We start from the raw sequence: 18456 nt of genomic DNA on the forward strand, positions 1-18456 counted from the left end.
AATTCTCCTCTTGTTATGCTTCCGGGTTTGTACGGTCAAGGTTGGTCATTTGCATGTAGTCCATCCATTCCTCATACTGCTGCTGGGTTACTTTGCCACTCTTTAAGGCTGCCTCTTTCAACGTAGTCCCTTCTTGGTCGGCCATCTGTGCAATTTTAGCAGCATCATGGTAGCCGATATGTGGTGAAAGTGCCGTAACGGTCATCAGTGAATTATCCAGCAAATCATTCATCTTTTCCGAATCCACCGTCAAGCCTGCAATCATCTTATCAGCAAAGCCAGTAATCGTCCCAGTCAAAATGTCACATGAATCAAGAAAAGCAGTAATCATGACGGTTTTGAACACGTTCATTTCGAAGTTGCCTTGGGAAGCTGTAAAGGTAATCGTGGTGTCATTGCCAAAAACTTTGGCAGCGGCCATAGTTACAGCTTCAGCCTGGGTTGGATTAACCTTGCCTGGCATAATCGAAGAACCGGGCTCGTTAGCCGGAATATTAAGTTCATGATATCCAGCTCGAGGACCCGAAGCCAAGAAACGAATGTCTTGGGCGATTTTGAACATATCCGCAGCCAAGGTTTTTAAGGCGCCATGAACCACGTCCAGGCCGGAATGATGAGCAAGACCCCAAAACTTGTTGGTTTTAACCTTGAATTCATGGCCATATGTTTGTGAAAGCTTATCAGCAATTTTAACAGTCATACCTTCTGCAGCATTCAATCCCGTGCCCACTGCCGTACCACCAATTGCCAATTCATACAGCGTCGGCTTTAGCTCCTGAATATATAAAAGGTCATGCTTCAAAGCAGAAATATAACCTGACAGCTCCTGACCAAAAGTAATTGGCGTTGCGTCTTGCAAGTGGGTGCGACCCACCTTAACAGTCCGCCAATATTTTTCTTGTTTGACCTTTAATTCATCAATCAAGTGTTGCACAGCGGGTTCCAGCTGGTCGAGTGCTTCAACTGCCACAATATTCATTACGGTTGGGTATGTATCATTAGAAGATTGACCCCGGTTGACGTCGTCATTGGGCAAAATCTGCAATCCCGGGTGCAGCTTATTGGCCAAGTTGGCCACAACCTCATTGACATTCATGTTGCTTTGGGTGCCAGAACCCGTTTGTAAAACGTGCAAGGGAAAGTCACGACGTAATTCTGCATCACTCAATTTTAACAATTGGTCGATTGCTTCTTCAATTGCACTGCCCCTTTCGCCAGGCTCATCTCCCACTTCCACATTGGACTCAGCTGCAGCTTTTTTCAAATGCAAAAAGGCCCTAATAATTGCTAGCGGCATCAATTCGCCACTAGGAAAATTATTGCGGCTTCTCTCTGTTTGTGGTCCCCACAGAGCGTCTTTAGGAATTTTAACCGGACCGATTGTATCGCTTTCAATTCGGTATTCTTCTTTATTCATATTAAATCTCCTTTTAGGTCAATCATTAATATTTAAGTTGCTTTTGATTGTCGGATGACATCTACTTTAATGATACCTTTTATTTTATTTTTCTTCAATAAATTTCAAAAAGCATCCTCTTTGTTTAATTTTTTAAAATTGCTTAACAGAACTTTTAAATAAAGGGTACCTTATCTAAGGCACCCTTTATTAAATCACTTAAAATTTTAAGGTTTCTGCATTGATCGCTACAATGATGGTGGACAATGACATTAATAGTGCACCAACCGCCGGATCAAGAATTATGCCCCATGGTGCGAGCAATCCTGCTGCCAAAGGCAGGGCGACGATATTATAACCTGCACCCCACCACAAGTTCTGGACTGTCTTTTTCTGGGTGGCTTGCGCTAGTTTAAGAAAACTTACAATGTCAGTCGGTTCACTATTGACTAAAACAACATCTGCAGAATCAATGGCCACATCGGTACCCGCACCAATAGCCACGCCAATATCAGCTTGAGCTAGACTAGGCGCATCATTGATTCCATCACCAACCATCATTACTTTATCGCCAGCATGTTGGAGTTTGGCAACTATTTTTTCTTTGTCTTCTGGCATCAGCCCAGAATAGACCTCAGTAAGTCCAAGTTTATCTGCAATATTTTGCGCAGCAGTCTTATTGTCACCAGTTAACATGACTGGCGTGATGCCCATGTCCTTAATCTGGTCAACCAAAGATTTGGCAGACGGCTTAATTTGATCTCCTACTTCAACATAGCCTATAAGATGGGACCCACAAAGAAGATAGCTAGCTGTAGCTGTAATCGCATCAAGCTGCGGAAAATCTGCAACTTGTGCTCTTGCTGCGTTTTCATTGACTAATTGGTAAGATTGTCCCTTGATAGTTCCTGAAACACCCTTGCCAGCAAGATTTTTGCTATCGGTTACGGCCAGGGGGTTAATCTTGCGATCTTTGGCAAACTGGACAATGCTGCGGGCAATTGGGTGCGTTGATTCTTGCTCTAAAGCAACTATCAAATTAAGGACTTCATTTTTTGAAATATTTTTATCCAAACTATCATATGCCTGAACTTGAAATTTGCCTGCAGTTAAGGTTCCAGTCTTGTCCAGCAAGAGATAATTAATTTTTGAACTGGTGCTAATTACATTTCGATTGCGAATCAGTAAGCCTCGTTTAGCACCGAGTGCTGTGCTTCTGGCGTTGACTAAGGGAATTGCAAGGCCCAAGGCATGTGGGCACGCAATAACCAGTACCGTCACCATCCGCTGCAGCCCATCGGCAATTCCATTAATGCATGTCCAGACAATCAAAGCAATAATTCCAAAAACAAGTGCAGCGTAGAACAACCAACCAGAGACGCGGTCAGCCAAACCTTGTAATTTAGACTTATTCATCTGGGACGATTGCACCAATTTGTTGACACTGGCTAAAAAGCCCGAATTAGCTGCACTTGAAACTTTGATAGTCAAAACGCCTGACCCATTAATAGAACCGCCTATTACCTTATCGCCTTTTTTGCGGTTTACTTCATGCGCCTCACCAGTGACAAGGGCCTCGTTAACCTGACTGGAACCAGTCAATACCACGCCATCCAGCGGAATGCTTTCGCCAGCCTCTACCAAAATAGTTGCCCCAGCTTCTACACTATTAATTGGAACATCTTTTGTTTGCTGGTCCTTTTGCACATGAACTTGGTCCGGCAATAATTTGGCCAGATCATGGACTGAACTATTAGCAGACATGATTGAAGACATTTCTACCCAATGTCCCAAAAGCATAATCAAGATCAGTGTCGCCAGTTCCCAGAAAAAGTCCATGGTTTGACCGCCACTATGCAGCAAGTGGTTGCGCACAAAGGCATATAGACTATAAACATAGGCGGTGGTGATGCCCAGGGTAATAAGGGTCATCATTTCCGGCTTTTTTTGCCTTAACTCAGCAACTGCACCTTTAAAAAAGGTTGCGCCACCGTAAAAGAATAAAATAGTAGCAGAAATCACCACTATCCACTGCGAACCTGGAAAAGAAAATTGGAATGGCAGCTTTATTCCCATTGCAGGTAATAAAAACAAAATTGGTAGCGACAGAGCCAATGAAACCCAAAATCTTTGCTTTAAGTTGCCCATATTCATCATATGACCACCATGCATCATCATGTTTTGACTGCCCATTGAAGCCATGCTATTAGCATGGCCCTGCTTCATCGTTGAACCGCTTTTGGCTGTTTGTGCTTTACCACTATTTTGATCATTTTCCATATCCATGTTATTCAATTTGTTCAAGTCCAATCTTTTGACACCTGTAGTAACTCTTTACTATAAATCTACTTTTATCACTCAGACTTGTCAAAGAAGAGGCTCATCAATCAAGAATATATTACCAGCGTTATCAAATCAAAATCACAAATTGGTTTGCTTGTTTTTATGATAAAAGTGCAAGCTGAGTCCAATTACCAAACCAATTAGAGCAGGAATCAGCCAGTCCAGTCCAATATTGGCAAAGGGCAACAGATTATGCTGGATTTCTTGTAAGTGCAAAGCCCAAGGCGTTTGACTAATAACGGGTGGAAAGGCCGCAAGCATATCAAAAATTGCCGCTACCATAGTTAATCCAACTCCCCACCAATAAACCAGCGGATCATGATCAAAGATTGACCCGGCAATTGAAAGAATAATCAGCACTATTGCTATCGGATAAAGAAACATGAGCATGGGCGTCGACCAGGTAATAATTGTATCAAGACCAAAATTGGCGGTGATAAAAGAACAAATCGTCATAATGACGAGCCAGGTGCGGTAGCTTATTTTTTTGAAGCTGCGATGGAAGTCTTGGGCAAAGGCGGCCAATAGACCCACTGCCGTAGTTAAGCAAGTCAAAGTAACCAGGGTTGCCAAAAAGGCATGACCCAAGCCGCCAAGGTAGTAAGTTACAACTTGATTAAAGGCCGTTCCACCTTCAGGTGACACTTTAAAGTGGTTTAGCGTAGTTGCGCCCAGCCAGATTAAGATGATATAAATAAGTCCAATTGCACTCGTAGCTAGTATACCGGCAATCGCTGTGACTTTTGCATTGCTTTTGGCTGTGGTCTTACCTAATTGCCGGACGGCTGAAACAATTGTATAGCCAAAAGCCAGTCCTGCTAGAGCATCCATTGTATTGTAACCCTGCAAAAAGCCGTTGAAAAAAGGTGCACTTTGGTAGGCAGCGGTGACAGGTTGCGTCTTAGCTGCACCCATTGGTGACAAAGCTGCTAGCAAAAAAACGAAAAAAAGTAGTACTAAGAAAATCGGGTTTAATATCCGCCCTACACTAGCTAAAATGGTCGATTCTTGGTATGAAACAGCCAGTGCAGCCATAAAGAACAAAGCTGAAAACAATAGTAAGGCAGGTTTGGAAGTACTTGCTGGTAGTATGGGCTGCAAGCCAACTGAAAAAGAAATGCTGGCCGTGCGCGGTGTTGCAAACAAGGGGCCAAGCGTCAAGTGAATTAAGACCATGAAACTCAGGGCAAATTTTTTGCCTAGCGGTCGGCCAATATCATATACGCCCTTGGCATGACTGGCACTGATAGCCAGGACTGCAAGCAGCGGCAAGACCACTGCTGTCAACAAAAAGCCCAATGTGGCAGAGATCCAGTTGGCACCAGCCATTTGACCTAAGTGAATTGGAAAAATCAGGTTGCCTGCCCCAAAAAAGAGACCAAACAACAGCGACGCTACGACGATATATTGCTTCCAGGTTAAGGGCTTAGTATTTGCATCTTGTTCAACTTTTTTCATTTTATCTCCTTGGCTACTTAGACGTACTTTCCCAGAATTTAAAAAGCACCCCCTGAATTACTTCAAGGGTGCTTTTGCACGGTACCACCTATTCTTTACTGCAAGTATGAATTGCAGTCTCTTCACGTACAGCAAAATGCGATACGCTAACACGATAATGGGTGTTACCAATACTAGCTACTATGATTTCACTAGATAGCTCAAAGTTACTTTCAGATTGCTTTCACGGCCCCTTTTCACCATCAGGGCTCTCTATTGCGTTAAGAACAATCTTACTTTTCTTTTCAATGCCTTTATCAATATTAAAAACATTTTAATCAATAACTTATTTTTTGTCAACCTAAACTTAGTTAATTATCCCGGCTCGCTGATGAAACTGGCTTTCTTTTGCCAAAGTGGCAAACAAGGCCAATGACTAAGCCAATAAGAGCCGGAACTAGCCAATCCATTCCGATAGCTGCAAAGGGCAAAAATTGCATTTGAAAACTTTTCATTGCTAGTGCCCAAGGGCTCTGGCTGACAACCGTTGGAAAAGCTGCAATCATATCAAAAAAGGCTGGAATCAGGGTCAACAATACTACCCAAAAGTAGACCACTGGGTCCTTTTTAAAGAGCGGAAAGGCAAGCGACAATAGAATCAATACCATTGCAAACGGATATAGAAACATGAGCATGGGCGTGGACCATGCAATAATTGTGTCCAAGCCAAAGTTAGCAACTAAAAATGACGCTAAGGTCATCCAAAATAGCCAAGTATGGTAACTGACCTTAGGAAAGCTGCGGTGAAAATCTTGGGCGAAAGCTGCAATTAGGCCCACAGCAGTAGTCAAGCAAGTGACTGTGATCAAAGTAGCTAGAAGCGCATGGCCAAAATTGCCGAGATAGTAAGTCACGATTTGGTTAAAGGTAATACCACCATCCTCAGCTAACTTGAAGTGGTTCAAGGTGGTTGCGCCTAGCCAAATCAAGGCTACATAAATTACGCCAATCATACCAGTGGCTATAACACCAGCTTTAGCTGTTACCTTTGCATTACTCTTGGCAGTTGTCTTCCCCATCTGCTTGACAGCAGTCACAACTGTCACGCCAAAGGCCAAGCCGGCTAAAGCGTCCATGGTGTTATATCCCTGCAAAAAGCCATTAAAAAATGGAGCTTGCTGGTATGCATGGCTAACTTTTTGAGCAGCTGCCTTACCTATGGGTGAGAAAAAGCCCATTAAAAATATCGAAAATAATAATAATAAAAAAAGTGGGTTAAGAACTTTGCCGATGCTAGACAAGATGTTAGATTCTTTGTAGGCAATCATAAAAGCCAAAAGGAAAAAGATAGCAGAAAAGATGAACAATCCGCCTTGTGCCATGCTGGCAGGCAACATAGGCTCCACCCCAACTTTGAAAGAAATACTGGCCGTCCGAGGAGTACCAAACAATGGTCCAATTGTTAAGTGAATTAGGACCATAAAGATTGTGGCAAAAGCCGATCCCAACGGCAAGCCGACATCATAGACCCCTTGCGCATGGGTTGCACTGATTGCAAGAACCGACAATAAGGGCAAAACCACAGCCGTAACCAAAAAGCCCAAAGTTGCTGGTATCCAATTGGCACCAGCCATCTGACCCAAGTGAATTGGAAAGATTAAATTCCCGGCCCCAAAAAATAATCCAAATAATAGGGATGCAACCACTAGATACTGCTTCCAAGTCAACGGTTTTTTGTTAACATCATGTTCTAATTCATTCATTCTTTCAAACTCCTTCAAAATATGATAGTCAAACTAACATAATTCTTTTTGCCTACAATTTTAGCTTTTCAAAAATTGATTAAGTCCACTCTCTTTCTTAAGCAAGAAAAAGCACCCTTGAATTGATTCAAGGGTGCTTAATTGGGCACGGTACCACCTATCTTACTGAAATAAAATACTTACTCCAGTCACTTCACGTACGGCATGCTGCGATACGCTAACACGATAATGGGTGTTACCAATATAGGCTACTTAAGTTTCACCATATAGCTCCAAGGGATTTTCGCTTTGCTTTTCCGGTTCCATTTCAGTAATCAGAACTCCCTGTGCGTTACTTGCAAGGCTACTTTTCTTTTCATCGCTTTTATTTTTATATTATATTATTTTATTATTAATCTAATGTCAATAATAATTTTATTTTGTTAGCACAATTTTAGTCCCATGTAGCTGAGACACGCCTAATTTTTGGGCAACTGCAGCACAATTAGCTGCAGTAATGCCACCACCCGGCAAGATTGTAATGTCCGAACCGGCCCACTCAATCAATCGCTTAAGGTGTGCAAGCGTGTCGTAGATTGGCTGTTTCAGGTTCCCACCATGTGTTAAAATTCTTTTTACATCGCGGTCAGCCAACCATTCAAGGGCAGAATGCTGGTCTTTTAACGGGATTTGGTCAAAGGCCATGTGCATAACCACTTCAAGATTCAGGGCTTTTGCTAAAGAGACGAGTTGGCTCATTTGCTGTTTATCAAGCTGCTTGTCACTATTCAAGCAACCAAATGTAACTGCATCAGCACCTAAAGATCCAGCAACCTCCATGTCATTAATCATTATGGCAATCTCATCCGCATTGTAGATAAAGTTGCCTCCGCGCGGTCTAATCATCACGACAACAGGAACCTGATGTTCATGCGCGTAGGCTACCGTTTTCTTAATCAGGCCAAAGGATGGTGTGGTCCCTCCTGCTGCTAAATTACTGTTCAATTCTATCCGGCCCGCACCGGCATCAATCATTGGGGCCACCAGAGAAAAATCTTCGACACAGGCTTCTTTTAACATTTTTTATTCTCCTCTATTTAACTAACTTACTTAAGCTGACTTGGTCACGTTGTATCTGTGCTTGTTTTCCATGGTCATCAAGACATGCCAGTATGCGGACTGCCTTTAGTCCCAAATATAACATTCTCGAAGTTGGACACTGCAGTCTATTCTTGCTTTTATTACCTAAATCCTAGCCTAGCAAATCCCACAAGTGATTAAAAATATTTTTAGCTAAAAACTCTAATTAATGTTACCCAGATGAAACTAAGAAGTTAGACTGTTTATTATTAAGCAAGACCTGATAAACGATTCCGATATTTATTGTGATTAAATCGGTAGAATTATTTATGCAATATTTTTTATTCGCCATAGGAGCAATAGCAGATCATCCATTGCTTATTAAACTTTATGATTTTGTTGTTGATTAAGGCTTGCTCTTTGTCCTTACCAATCTAAATTGTTGTCTAATATTTTTTACTCTTTACAAATATTCTAGCAGGTTATAGAGCGTCTCATTTATCTATTTTTTGCATCAAATTTTTCCTAAAAGTAATTTCGTAATAATTTATCAACCAGGCCTTATTTCGACGAATCACAGATAGCATACGATCAACTACATATGATCCTTGTCGTTAGTCTATAATAAAAAATATGAAAGTTAAACTCTGAAGATGACCATTTTGTTATCTCAGACTTAATCGTTACCTTCGGCTTTTTTCTAGATGCTTGGGAATATTCGATAATTGCCGATGCGCAAACATTGGAATCACCCCCTATATTCGGGAAGCACTAAATTAGCAAAGTTATTCAGGGTTGAAGTGAACCTTACTTATCCTTCAATTCAGCTCTTCGCTGATCAATGTACTCTTGCATTGTATCCAAATCTTCTTCAGTGGCTAAATTTAAGATAAAGCTTTTAGCAGTTGATCGTTTATTAATATAGGTCTTCTTGGCTTTATTTTTCTCATCCCATTTTTTATTAGCCTTTTTTGCGCATCGCTGACCATTACTTCTTATCCTCTTATCATCATTAAAATTTTTAAAATTATATTATTGAACATACTAGCATCAGAGATCCCCCGCATACGCGGGAAGCACATTGCGTCATCAAGGTACGACCCCGTGGGCATAGGATCACCCCCGCATACGCGGGAAGCACATTGCGTCATCAAGGTACGACCCCGTGGGCATAGGATCACCCCCGCATACGCGGGAAGCACACACTAAATAAATCCCGTAAAACCAGCATTCCTAAAATTGAAGATCCCTGTTTTTAATTAGTTTTTCTGCAAGACTCATAGTTGCTTCAGCATCGGATCTGGCATCATGAGGCTTCAAATTTTTGATTCCGTATTTATCCAAAACTGTACTTAACTTATAATTGTCCAAAAATTTATTTTTCTTTTTTACAATTGGCATCAAGTCAATTAATTTATTAGATAAACCACGTTCATTAAAGGCCTTAAAACCCATCGAGATAAACTTATCATCAAAGGACAAGTTGTAACCAATGAGCGGTAATTTTTCAACAAATGTTTTCAACCCATCCAGTGCATCTGCTAATTCAATGCCTTGATTCTTTAAAATTTCATCTGAAATACCTGTTAACCTAACAATGTTTTCGGGTATTTTTTGATTCAAATTAACAAATGCATCGTAATGTTCTTTTGTTCCGTCAGTATTTCGTTTAACAGCTGCAAGCGAAATTATATGGTCCTTCGTCACATCTAAACCAGTGGTTTCGACATCGAGCGTAATGAAACAATCTTGACTTCCGACAATAGAACGTTTTTGAATACTGGCTCTGGCCTTGCGCCATTTTGCAGCATTGCTAAAACCATGTTTGACCGGTCCTTCTATACGGTTCAATCGTTTTACTAGTGGGATCCCATCAAAATCTAAAACTTGATAATCTGGTCTTGTTGTCTTAATTTGATACCCAAATTCGTTTTTAGCATTGAATGCCATTGTCGCCTGACCATTTCCGATGTCACGCATAATACGCTCCCATAACAGATCGCGAATTCTAGCCGTTACATTACCAACGTATACGCCAGTTTGAATTTCTTGACACCACTTGGTTAAGTCTCCCCGAAGAGAAGGCGGTACTTTAGTTAAAGTAATAACTATCATTAGACTTCGCTTTCATCATGTTCAAGATACTGAACACCAAATTTTTGAAGTCCTTCTTGATCGTCCCAGAGGCCAAGAGCTTCGACTCCATTTTCATCTTCAGCATCTAACAAATATTTCAAATCTCTAACCATTCGGGTCATTATTTTCCCATCTACAAACGCATCACGCATTGCTAATCTGGTTCTAGATCCGATATCCTTGTCCTCACCGTACTCAGCCGCCATTTTAAACGCGATTGGAATTGAAATTTCTGCCTTATATAAATCTGCAAAATCATAAACAAAAGACAAATCATGACCAGTATGCACAAAACCTAGTGCAGGTGAAGCACCAAGTGCAACAATAATACTATAACTCAGCCCGTATAATGCTTGATGAGCAGCGGTCAAAGCTTTATTGACTGGAGTGCCAGATTCAAAATCATCATGATTATATTCGCGGCGCTTCCAAGGAACCTTTGTTTCTTTTGATTGTTCCCGGTAAATTTGACGAATTCTTGCTCCCTCTTTACCGCGCAGTTCTTGCATCGTTAAATTCGAAAAATCTTCATTTGGAAACCGCATTTGATACATTTTGCGCGCAACTGCTAGTCTTGAGCGTGTATTGGATACTAGTTTAGCTTGACGTTCAATCAATACAGATGAATGGTTTAAAGTCCGGCCATGAGCATAATGCCGAACTCCCCGTTCGCCAACCCAGACCACACTCATTCCAGCATCGCCAATTAGCTCCATTGCCCGGTGAGTGATATCTACTCCCGGACCCAACATCAGGACGCTAATGATGCCCGCTGGCACAAAAACAGTTCCTTGATTATCAGCGACTACAATCGCGCTATCTTGCCGATTTATTTTAGCATGTTCTAGATAAAGGAAAGTAATTCGATCACGAATCCGACCTAATTCAACCAGGTCCGGCTTTTTAGCTCCAACATTATGCTTCATCTTGCTTAACCGGAATTACTGTCATTAAACCCATGCCATAAGCTTTTTTTCGACCAATCCCTCCGATTAAAGCTTCTTTAAACATCTCCAAATTTGTTATTTCAAGAATTCCTTCAAAAGAAACACGACTCAGTCGAACTTGTTTTTCATTCTTATGTTTTAAAATCGGATGATCACGCTCAACAACATCAAATAAATAATGATCAGAATTTTTTTGCTTTTTTAATATATGAAAACCTGCTGTTTCAGCTTTTTTAATCAACCAGTCTTTTTGTTGAACAACTGTCACATGAGGAAAAACACGACCTCTTTTTTCACCTGGGACAATAACCGAATGGATTGGATTGGCTGTTAGACGAAACTGTAAACATTGACCATTATTTAGAGAATTCAAAAGGGGATCATATAATTTAGTAATCATCGAGCCCTCAACTCCGTATCTTACAAAAGATGACGGATCAGGCTTCGTTTCACTTAAAACAATTAAATATTTTTCATTTTTAAAGGTATCAATCCGCCATAATTTACGGGTCCGATTTTGTTTTCCAACTTCAGCGGGAAAACTTCGCTCTACCCAATTATGATAGGCACCCAAGTGTGTTAAATCCTTGGTTTTTTGCCGATTGTTGAGATCGATCTTTACCCTTGATAGATACATTTTGCTCCTTTCTTACAACGCCACAAATGGGTCGTGTTCGCGCTTTTCTTTAAACTTTGGATTAGTTAGGTTTAGCCACACCCGGGCAACTGGACGATAATTAAAATATCGATTACGTTGATCAAAAGAACCAACACTATCTTTCACCATGAAATAATTTTCTCCACCCAAAAGTTTAGCATCAGCGAATAATTCTGCATTGACCTTCTCTTCCTTTGCTTTTTTCTCTTGATACCAATTCGATGCCTGCCAGGGCAATTTGGCCAGAGCTTGCACTGGATTCAAAGCAGTAAACTCTTCAATCTGCAAAACTCCTGCAGGAGCATTAGAACGTCTTCCAAGGAAAAGCTGAAATTTAGGGTGGCGCAGTGCATATTTGATTTTATCAATTAGTGAATCATTTTCACTGCCAATTGCGACTGCAAATACTGCATCTTGGATGTATCCTCGAAAGGTTAGTTTTCGCGTATCCTTTTTCCATTCTGCTGTTTGAAAATCGGTTAAAAGGGTTCCAGGCTGATCAACTCTCACTGCAAAGTCGAGTTTATTCAGGTCCGTAATCCTTTCATCCTCTCTTTGATAACCAAAAGCAGCAGCAACCATCCCAATGACTGCACTTTTTGCCGGATGAGCATCTGTTGTACGCTGATTAAAACTCGCTTCATTTCCGTAAGATTGCAGCGGAGCTGTTAACTTAATCGTTATCGTTTTCATCTTGCACCACTTGTTCAAGTTCATCAGATACTTGCTGGGTTAATTCATTTAGGTCGCTCACTTGATAATCTTTTAAAGAACTATCATTGTCCAGTGACAAGATCCATGTTTTAACAGGGGCTTCGACCATTTTAGAGGTGTTCTCATACTCTTTTTCGATTCTTTCGATTGAAGACTTAACATAGCCCCTATTCGACTTTACTGCTTCTTCAAATGCGGAAACCAAATTAACTGGTGTGTCAGTTCTTAAAGTAATCATTACGTAATTTGGAAGAGTCTTGTTTGCAAAAGTATTTTGTTTGCCACTTGGCATTGATAATAAAAATGATTTAATAAACTCAACTGTGCCTTCAACTGCTGTTTCTGCACCTAAATTATGGACCAATTCAGGAAAGTTTAGATTTGCATAGCGATAAAGCGTCGAAGAATTATATTCAATTGTGCCCAACATCGCAGCTCCCGTAGTATCTTCTTTTTGAAGATCATCAAGTGCCGTGAAGTAATCAAATTCAGGTACTACTTCATGGGTGGAGATGGCATGAGCCACTTGGGCTGAACCCTCAACATTGAGTTCAGGATTATCAGCAACCATGCGTCCAAACAAAGCCAGATCGACTGATTGTTCACTGTTAAATAATTTTTTTAATTCCTTTTTATCAATTGTATCGTGATCTAAAATATATTTAGCAATTTTTTCAACTTGTCCTCGACTTATTAAAAGCAATGCACCAGTCTTGCCGTCCTTGCTCAACTTAATGCCAGTGCTTTTCAAAACTTTCTTAACCTTATCTTGGACATCCTTTTCAGACAGCGAAGAATCCAATTCCATAATTTTTTCTGTCAATAATTGAGCTAATTTTAAAGTTCTCAAACCTGCACCCAATTCATGCTTGTTAAATTCTTGGCGCATTGCCCGTTTCCAACTTTGCGATGAAACGCGAGCTCTAGTTACTCCCCCGTAAAGTGCTGTCTTGGGAGCCCCAGTGTCGTCTCTATTGATGTTAGATGATGGTACAGCCTGAAGTACGTGCAGGTCAACGTACAAATTTTTATTATTAGTCTTCATTTTTTTCTCCTACCTTTTCTTCCTTTTTAGAATTAAATCCATAATATTTTTGACCCCAATCAAGTCGAACTTTATTGGCCGATTCGTAGCTCATCTGAAAGCGATACAGATCTTCGGCCAGTTTTGCGTAATCAATTTTAACCCTTGAACTATTTGATTTAATAATCCCAATAAGATGATTAAAGGAATTAATAACACTATTAACGTCTGTAGTTGACAACGTTTGTCTAACCCGTCGATCTAAGGCCACTGCTAACTCTTCATTTTTTCTCAGTTCTGCCAACGCTGTAAAGAAATCAACTCCTGCTTCCTGTTTTTGGTCTGAATCTGGTTCTGCTGCAAGGCCCGCCTTTGGATTAGCCTTATTTTTACGCTGAATGCGACCATAAACCAATTCATCTTTTCCCTGCTGATGAATAGCATAAATTCTTAAAGCTGAATAAATTGCCTTTTCTGCATATGAGGGCTTCCCATTCTTGCTTAACATGTCTGCATCCAATGATTCCATCATTATCGGCCAAACAGCCTGTGCTTTAGGACTTTCAAAACTGGCAGCCCCGCGAAGGCTTGCCAACACACTGCGATAATTCCTTGACTCATGCATTTGCATAATAATCAAGCTCGTCTTTATACCTATTTTATTCATAGTCTATTTCACCACCTAATTTCTAGTTTATTAGAAATACTTCCTAACAACCTGTTTTTTGCTATAAAAATATTATGCAAATTTTTCTTATCGTCTACGAAACCTCTAATATCACGTGGCGAACATTCTTTCATAAAATCCTCTACCTCTGAATTAACAATTTTCCATAATTCTTTTTTCCAATCATTAATCTTAAGGTCTCGATCATCTTCATTTGTTAGCTTGGATAACCAATTTTTAAAGGGCTCGTTCAACTGATCATAAAATTTATCCATTAGCTTTTTGTTGGAAACTTTAGGGTCAAGATTCCGAATCTTTGATAAATCACTGACAAATCCCCCGTAGCTTCTAGCAACATCTTGAGTTAAATCAATTGTATCTTCAATTCGCTTAGGCCAGTAATTTTCACTCTCGTCAAAAAGCACATTGAGATCCAAGGTTAAATCATCTAAAACTTCAGCGTAGGGTGATTGAGAAGTGGCGTTGCCGTCACTTACTAGGCCGACAGAGACCAATGAAATACGTTTTTGGCGATCAATTATATTTTCTCTTTTAAGTTCATTAAGCCAACTAACTATTCCCGGTCGGTGAACGTCGTCAGACTTATTCGGATTGACATAATCACCAAATTTGCGCCACATCGCGGTGCTCAACGATTGTTTCCCTTTTACCGCCGGGATAAACTCATCATCTTTGGATTGGCGATCTTTTTTCCAGACCGTCATCGGTTCGATAAAGGCGTTGCTTGCATTAAACATTGGAATGCCCGCACTAAAAATTGTTGGAACCATGTCAGATGACCATTCAATGTGAATAATTCGTGACCAGACCGTATATATTGCTGCCCGATTATCTGGCAGCAGTGCCGTTTTACGCCACTTAATATATTCGCCAATTTCATTGTATTCCCAGACTGGTCGCTCTTGATGATATTCTTCGCCCGTTAGAACCAAATTTAACATCAAGGTCTCAAACATATTCTTTCCATTAACGTAAACCGGATTTAATTTATATAACCAACCAGCTGGTGTCGAAAACTTCTCAGCAGTTTCTACTTTTGCTTTGTCAGTAACTCCTGTGAAATTTTGATAACAAATTAGCCAACGTGCTAATTCAGACAAATCTAAATCATTCTTAAAATCTGAGATTTTGGGCGAAAAAAGATCAGGCGTGTTGTTACTTTCTGAAATTCGGCGATTCATTTGTTTAATCGCTACCGTGCCAGTTCCCTTTTCTGTTTTGTATTTATCAAGAACGAAACGATCGTATTCTTCTTTTGTTACTTGATAAAAAGGGTGTTCTCCAAACAAATCAAAGCGATCCTGGTTTTTCCTTAAGTATTCCGCCACCACTTCGGTAAAATGACCATCTTGATATAAATTTTCCCACGTATCGAGTAAATCATCCTCGTCGTATTCAGCAATATCTGCTATTTGAAACTTATTAGGATCAACCCTTAGCCAACTATAAGAATTATCCTCTGCATCAAAGCGTGAATACACTGTCTGCAAAACTGCTAACAAAAATCGCATAATTGCCAGATCTTGTGAGCGCATCTCGCCAGCTAACTGGCGGTAGTGATTGGCATTTTCGAATAATTCGATCATTGATACCATTTGCGTTTTTGCATTTAAATCAATTACTTTAATCCATGGATCATTGATTAAAGTAAAATGCTGATCATTCATCAATTTCCTCCTTTGTTATTTCTAAGCCGTATTTAGGCGAGTAATTTAAAAGCCAATTATGCTTCTTATTCTTCAGTTTAATGGTGGCTCTATAATTAGTATCTAGTACAACGGCTAGTTCACCCTTTAACCACTTGTCTGATTGCCAAGAAGGAAAATTTCTTCCTGTGCTTTCTTCCAGGGCATCAATAATATCGTTAACATCAAAAGCAACCACTGTCGGCAAGCGAATAATCTGTTCCGCGATATCTTTAGATCGACAAGCTTCAATTGGTCTACCATCAAGCAGACAGACGCGGTGATTTTTTTCTTGTAAAAGAATCACTTCAAGTGTTTCTTTGATATCTCGAACTGCCGCCTGTGCTTTTTGGTCATCCACTGAACTATGTGACCGGTCTAACCAACCATGCAAGGTTCCTCTCTTCTTTTTAGCTGGTTTCGTAATTCTAAAAGCCTTGGCCTTACTCTTCGATCTTTCAAGATCTTGCTCAAATTCATCTTTGGCTACTGCAAGACCTGTAATTTCCGGATCATTATTATCGTCGTAGGTCTTTTGGACAAGATCCGATATATCATTAGGTAAGTTGATTACTTCTTTAAAAAAAGATCTGTCTTCATGAGTAAGTACTTTTCGTAAACCGCCTCATTTCCCGCTCCATAATTACCCAGCGATTCAATTTCCATTACATATAGTCTGGGAGCACGAAATTTGGTTGGACGCTTAATCAGATGACGATGAAGCCTGCCGGCTCGTTGCAACAAAAGATCCATTGGCGCAATATCGGTATATGGAACATCAAAATCTATGTCTAAGGATTGCTCAAGAACTTGGGTTCCAATTACAATCATTTTTTGAGGTCTGATTGCCCCTTTGCCAATCTTAGCTTGCAGCTTATCTTCAATCTTAGTCCGCTCAGGAGCAAGAAAAGCCGAGTGCAGAACAATTAATTCAATGTCCTTGTTATTAACAAGTTTTGCTAACTCTTGCGCCTTTTTTACCGTATTTACAATTATTCCCGCAATTCCGCCGTCACTAATTTCGGCTAATATCAATTCAATCAATTCTTCATTTTGGAGGTTGATTCGTTCCACCTTTAAGCTGACGGGCGGTTGATCTGATTGTCCCTCAAAATGCGAAACTTGTTTAATCTCAGTTCCATCTAAAACCGTCAAAAGCGGGTATGCTTGCGATTCAGCCCATTCGGAATTTATTGCTAAAGCTTTTTGATATTTACCATGATAGTAACTTTTTAAAAGTGCTACCCTTTTACTTTTAGGTAAAGTTGCAGAGAGAATCACGATTGGCACCCGGTAAGCACCCAACCATTCAATCGCTCGGTAGAGATATTGGTTCATATAGGCATCATATGCGTGAACCTCATCAATAACGACAACCTTATCGGAAAATCCCAAATGTCGTAAAAACAAATGCTTTTGCTTCAAGGCAATTAATAAGAGCGTATCAATCGTGCCAACCGCAAACTTCGATAGAACCGACTTCTTACCAGTAAACCAACTATTGACTACTACCGCTTGCTCACCTTTAACGTTACTGGCATTAGGTAAATTAGCGTATTCCTTATTAAATTGGGCCTTGCCGTGCAGCAAATTGATGCCCATTTTATCATTTTGCTCATCTGCTATCTCATTAAGCCAGCCATTGACTCGCGTAAACATTGCGTTACTCGTGGCCTGAGTCGGTAATCCCCAAAACAAGCCATCCCGCTGTGTTGCATAAGCCAATTGCTCGGTAGCAATCAAAGATATTTCTGTTTTCCCTAGTCCCATTGGAGCTTCAATAATAACCATGCCAGGATCATTGGCATCTTCAATCGCTTCAGTGATTGTTCTTTGTACGGGCCGAGCCGTAAATCCCCACCGCTTTTTGTAGGGATCATTTGCCACATCAACTTTTTTCGGAATCCAATTTCCAGTATTATCCCAGGCTTCAATTGCTGCCTCAAAGCGGCCTTCTAGATCAAGATCATCGAATGTCTGCTCCAGATGAATAAGCGGAAACAGCTTCTGGTTACGGTCATTACCTAAATATTCACTCGAAGCAAACCAATCTGCAGTGATCAGGAGCCCCTCTAAAATAACTGCTTGAGCCTGACTGATCGACGGGATTTCTGCAACAGATTGATATCCAGCGCGACTTAACCCGTACTCAAAAATTTCTTTTTGGACAGCCTGCCAATTTTTTTGAATGGCTTCTGCATTAGTTGCAAAATTAGCAGTATCATACTGGTAATAATTTGACTTATGTTCATCAAGCTGGTTTGTGGGGAAACTTTGCCCAGCATCTCCGTGATGACCACCGATAATAGCTCCAATTGATTCTGGTACTCCCATATCTTCAAGCAAAGCCTCACCGGCCATAGCATGCGGAGAATATTTTCGATTTGATCCATCATAGTCAGTTAACTTAGTGAATCCCGAATTAATTAACTTGTCAATCAATCTCTCATCTAACCAATCATCGCCGCTGTAAGACGGCTTAGTCTGAACTATTTTTAGCTTTCTGAGCTTATCCAATGGTGCCGAAATCGTTGATTTTACAGCAAAAGTTGTTTTAAGAAGTTCTATCGGTTTTGAAATTGGAACACATTTGGGAACACACAAAA

General features: G+C 40.4%; 14 protein-coding genes and 2 other annotated features. All 14 genes read right to left on the reverse strand.

Annotated features, from left to right (window positions below; all coding sequences use genetic code 11):
* Positions 1–13: 13 nt before the first annotated feature.
* Entirely contained in the window at positions 14–1417 is a 1404-nt protein-coding gene (locus AC2JF7_RS08165) for a class II fumarate hydratase (protein WP_500728199.1), read from the reverse strand.
* Positions 1418–1615: 198 nt separating this feature from the next.
* On the reverse strand, positions 1616–3682 hold the full coding sequence (locus AC2JF7_RS08170) for a copper-translocating P-type ATPase (RefSeq protein WP_500728212.1): 2067 nt from the start codon (positions 3680–3682) through the stop codon (positions 1616–1618).
* Positions 3683–3817: 135 nt separating this feature from the next.
* A complete protein-coding gene (gene brnQ, locus AC2JF7_RS08175) occupies positions 3818–5197 on the reverse strand; it encodes a branched-chain amino acid transport system II carrier protein (protein WP_500728200.1) in 1380 nt (459 codons plus the stop codon).
* A 61-nt stretch (positions 5198–5258) separates the two neighbouring features.
* Positions 5259–5494, reverse strand: a binding site (T-box leader).
* Between the two features lie 53 nt (positions 5495–5547).
* Positions 5548–6939: a branched-chain amino acid transport system II carrier protein gene (brnQ, locus tag AC2JF7_RS08180; protein ID WP_500728201.1), complete on the reverse strand. Its 1392-nt coding sequence runs from the start codon at positions 6937–6939 to the stop codon at positions 5548–5550.
* 126 nt (positions 6940–7065) lie between these two features.
* Positions 7066–7307: a binding site (T-box leader), on the reverse strand.
* 46 nt (positions 7308–7353) lie between these two features.
* On the reverse strand, positions 7354–7998 hold the full coding sequence (locus AC2JF7_RS08185) for a copper homeostasis protein CutC (protein WP_500728202.1): 645 nt from the start codon (positions 7996–7998) through the stop codon (positions 7354–7356).
* Positions 7999–9231: 1233 nt separating this feature from the next.
* A complete protein-coding gene (gene cas2e / locus AC2JF7_RS08190; RefSeq protein ID WP_500728203.1) occupies positions 9232–10113 on the reverse strand; it encodes a type I-E CRISPR-associated endoribonuclease Cas2e in 882 nt (293 codons plus the stop codon).
* Positions 10113–11060 carry a type I-E CRISPR-associated endonuclease Cas1e gene (gene cas1e, locus AC2JF7_RS08195; RefSeq protein ID WP_500728204.1) on the reverse strand — a complete coding sequence of 316 codons (948 nt, stop codon included), beginning with the start codon at positions 11058–11060 and terminating at the stop codon, positions 10113–10115. The genes cas2e and cas1e overlap by 1 nt, the downstream gene beginning before the upstream one ends.
* A complete protein-coding gene (gene cas6e, locus AC2JF7_RS08200; RefSeq protein WP_500728205.1) occupies positions 11050–11718 on the reverse strand; it encodes a type I-E CRISPR-associated protein Cas6/Cse3/CasE in 669 nt (222 codons plus the stop codon). Before cas6e ends, cas1e begins: the two co-directional genes overlap by 11 nt.
* A 12-nt stretch (positions 11719–11730) precedes the next feature.
* On the reverse strand, positions 11731–12432 hold the full coding sequence (gene cas5e, locus AC2JF7_RS08205; protein WP_500728206.1) for a type I-E CRISPR-associated protein Cas5/CasD: 702 nt from the start codon (positions 12430–12432) through the stop codon (positions 11731–11733).
* Positions 12413–13498, reverse strand: a complete 1086-nt coding sequence (gene cas7e, locus AC2JF7_RS08210) for a type I-E CRISPR-associated protein Cas7/Cse4/CasC (protein WP_500728207.1) — start codon at positions 13496–13498, stop codon at positions 12413–12415. Before cas7e ends, cas5e begins: the two co-directional genes overlap by 20 nt.
* Positions 13488–14144, reverse strand: a complete 657-nt coding sequence (gene casB, locus AC2JF7_RS08215) for a type I-E CRISPR-associated protein Cse2/CasB (protein ID WP_500728208.1) — start codon at positions 14142–14144, stop codon at positions 13488–13490. The genes cas7e and casB overlap by 11 nt, the downstream gene beginning before the upstream one ends.
* A gap of 8 nt (positions 14145–14152) precedes the next feature.
* Positions 14153–15832, reverse strand: a complete 1680-nt coding sequence (locus AC2JF7_RS08220) for a type I-E CRISPR-associated protein Cse1/CasA (RefSeq protein WP_500728209.1) — start codon at positions 15830–15832, stop codon at positions 14153–14155.
* Positions 15825–16211 (reverse strand): hypothetical protein, encoded by a 387-nt coding sequence (locus AC2JF7_RS08225; protein ID WP_500728210.1) that lies wholly within the window; start codon positions 16209–16211, stop codon positions 15825–15827. Before AC2JF7_RS08225 ends, AC2JF7_RS08220 begins: the two co-directional genes overlap by 8 nt.
* A 209-nt stretch (positions 16212–16420) precedes the next feature.
* Positions 16421–18367 (reverse strand): CRISPR-associated helicase Cas3', encoded by a 1947-nt coding sequence (gene cas3, locus AC2JF7_RS08230; protein ID WP_500728211.1) that lies wholly within the window; start codon positions 18365–18367, stop codon positions 16421–16423.
* Between the last annotated feature and the right edge of the window lie 89 nt (positions 18368–18456).

It is taken from the genome of Lactobacillus sp. XV31L, from assembly GCF_059900865.1.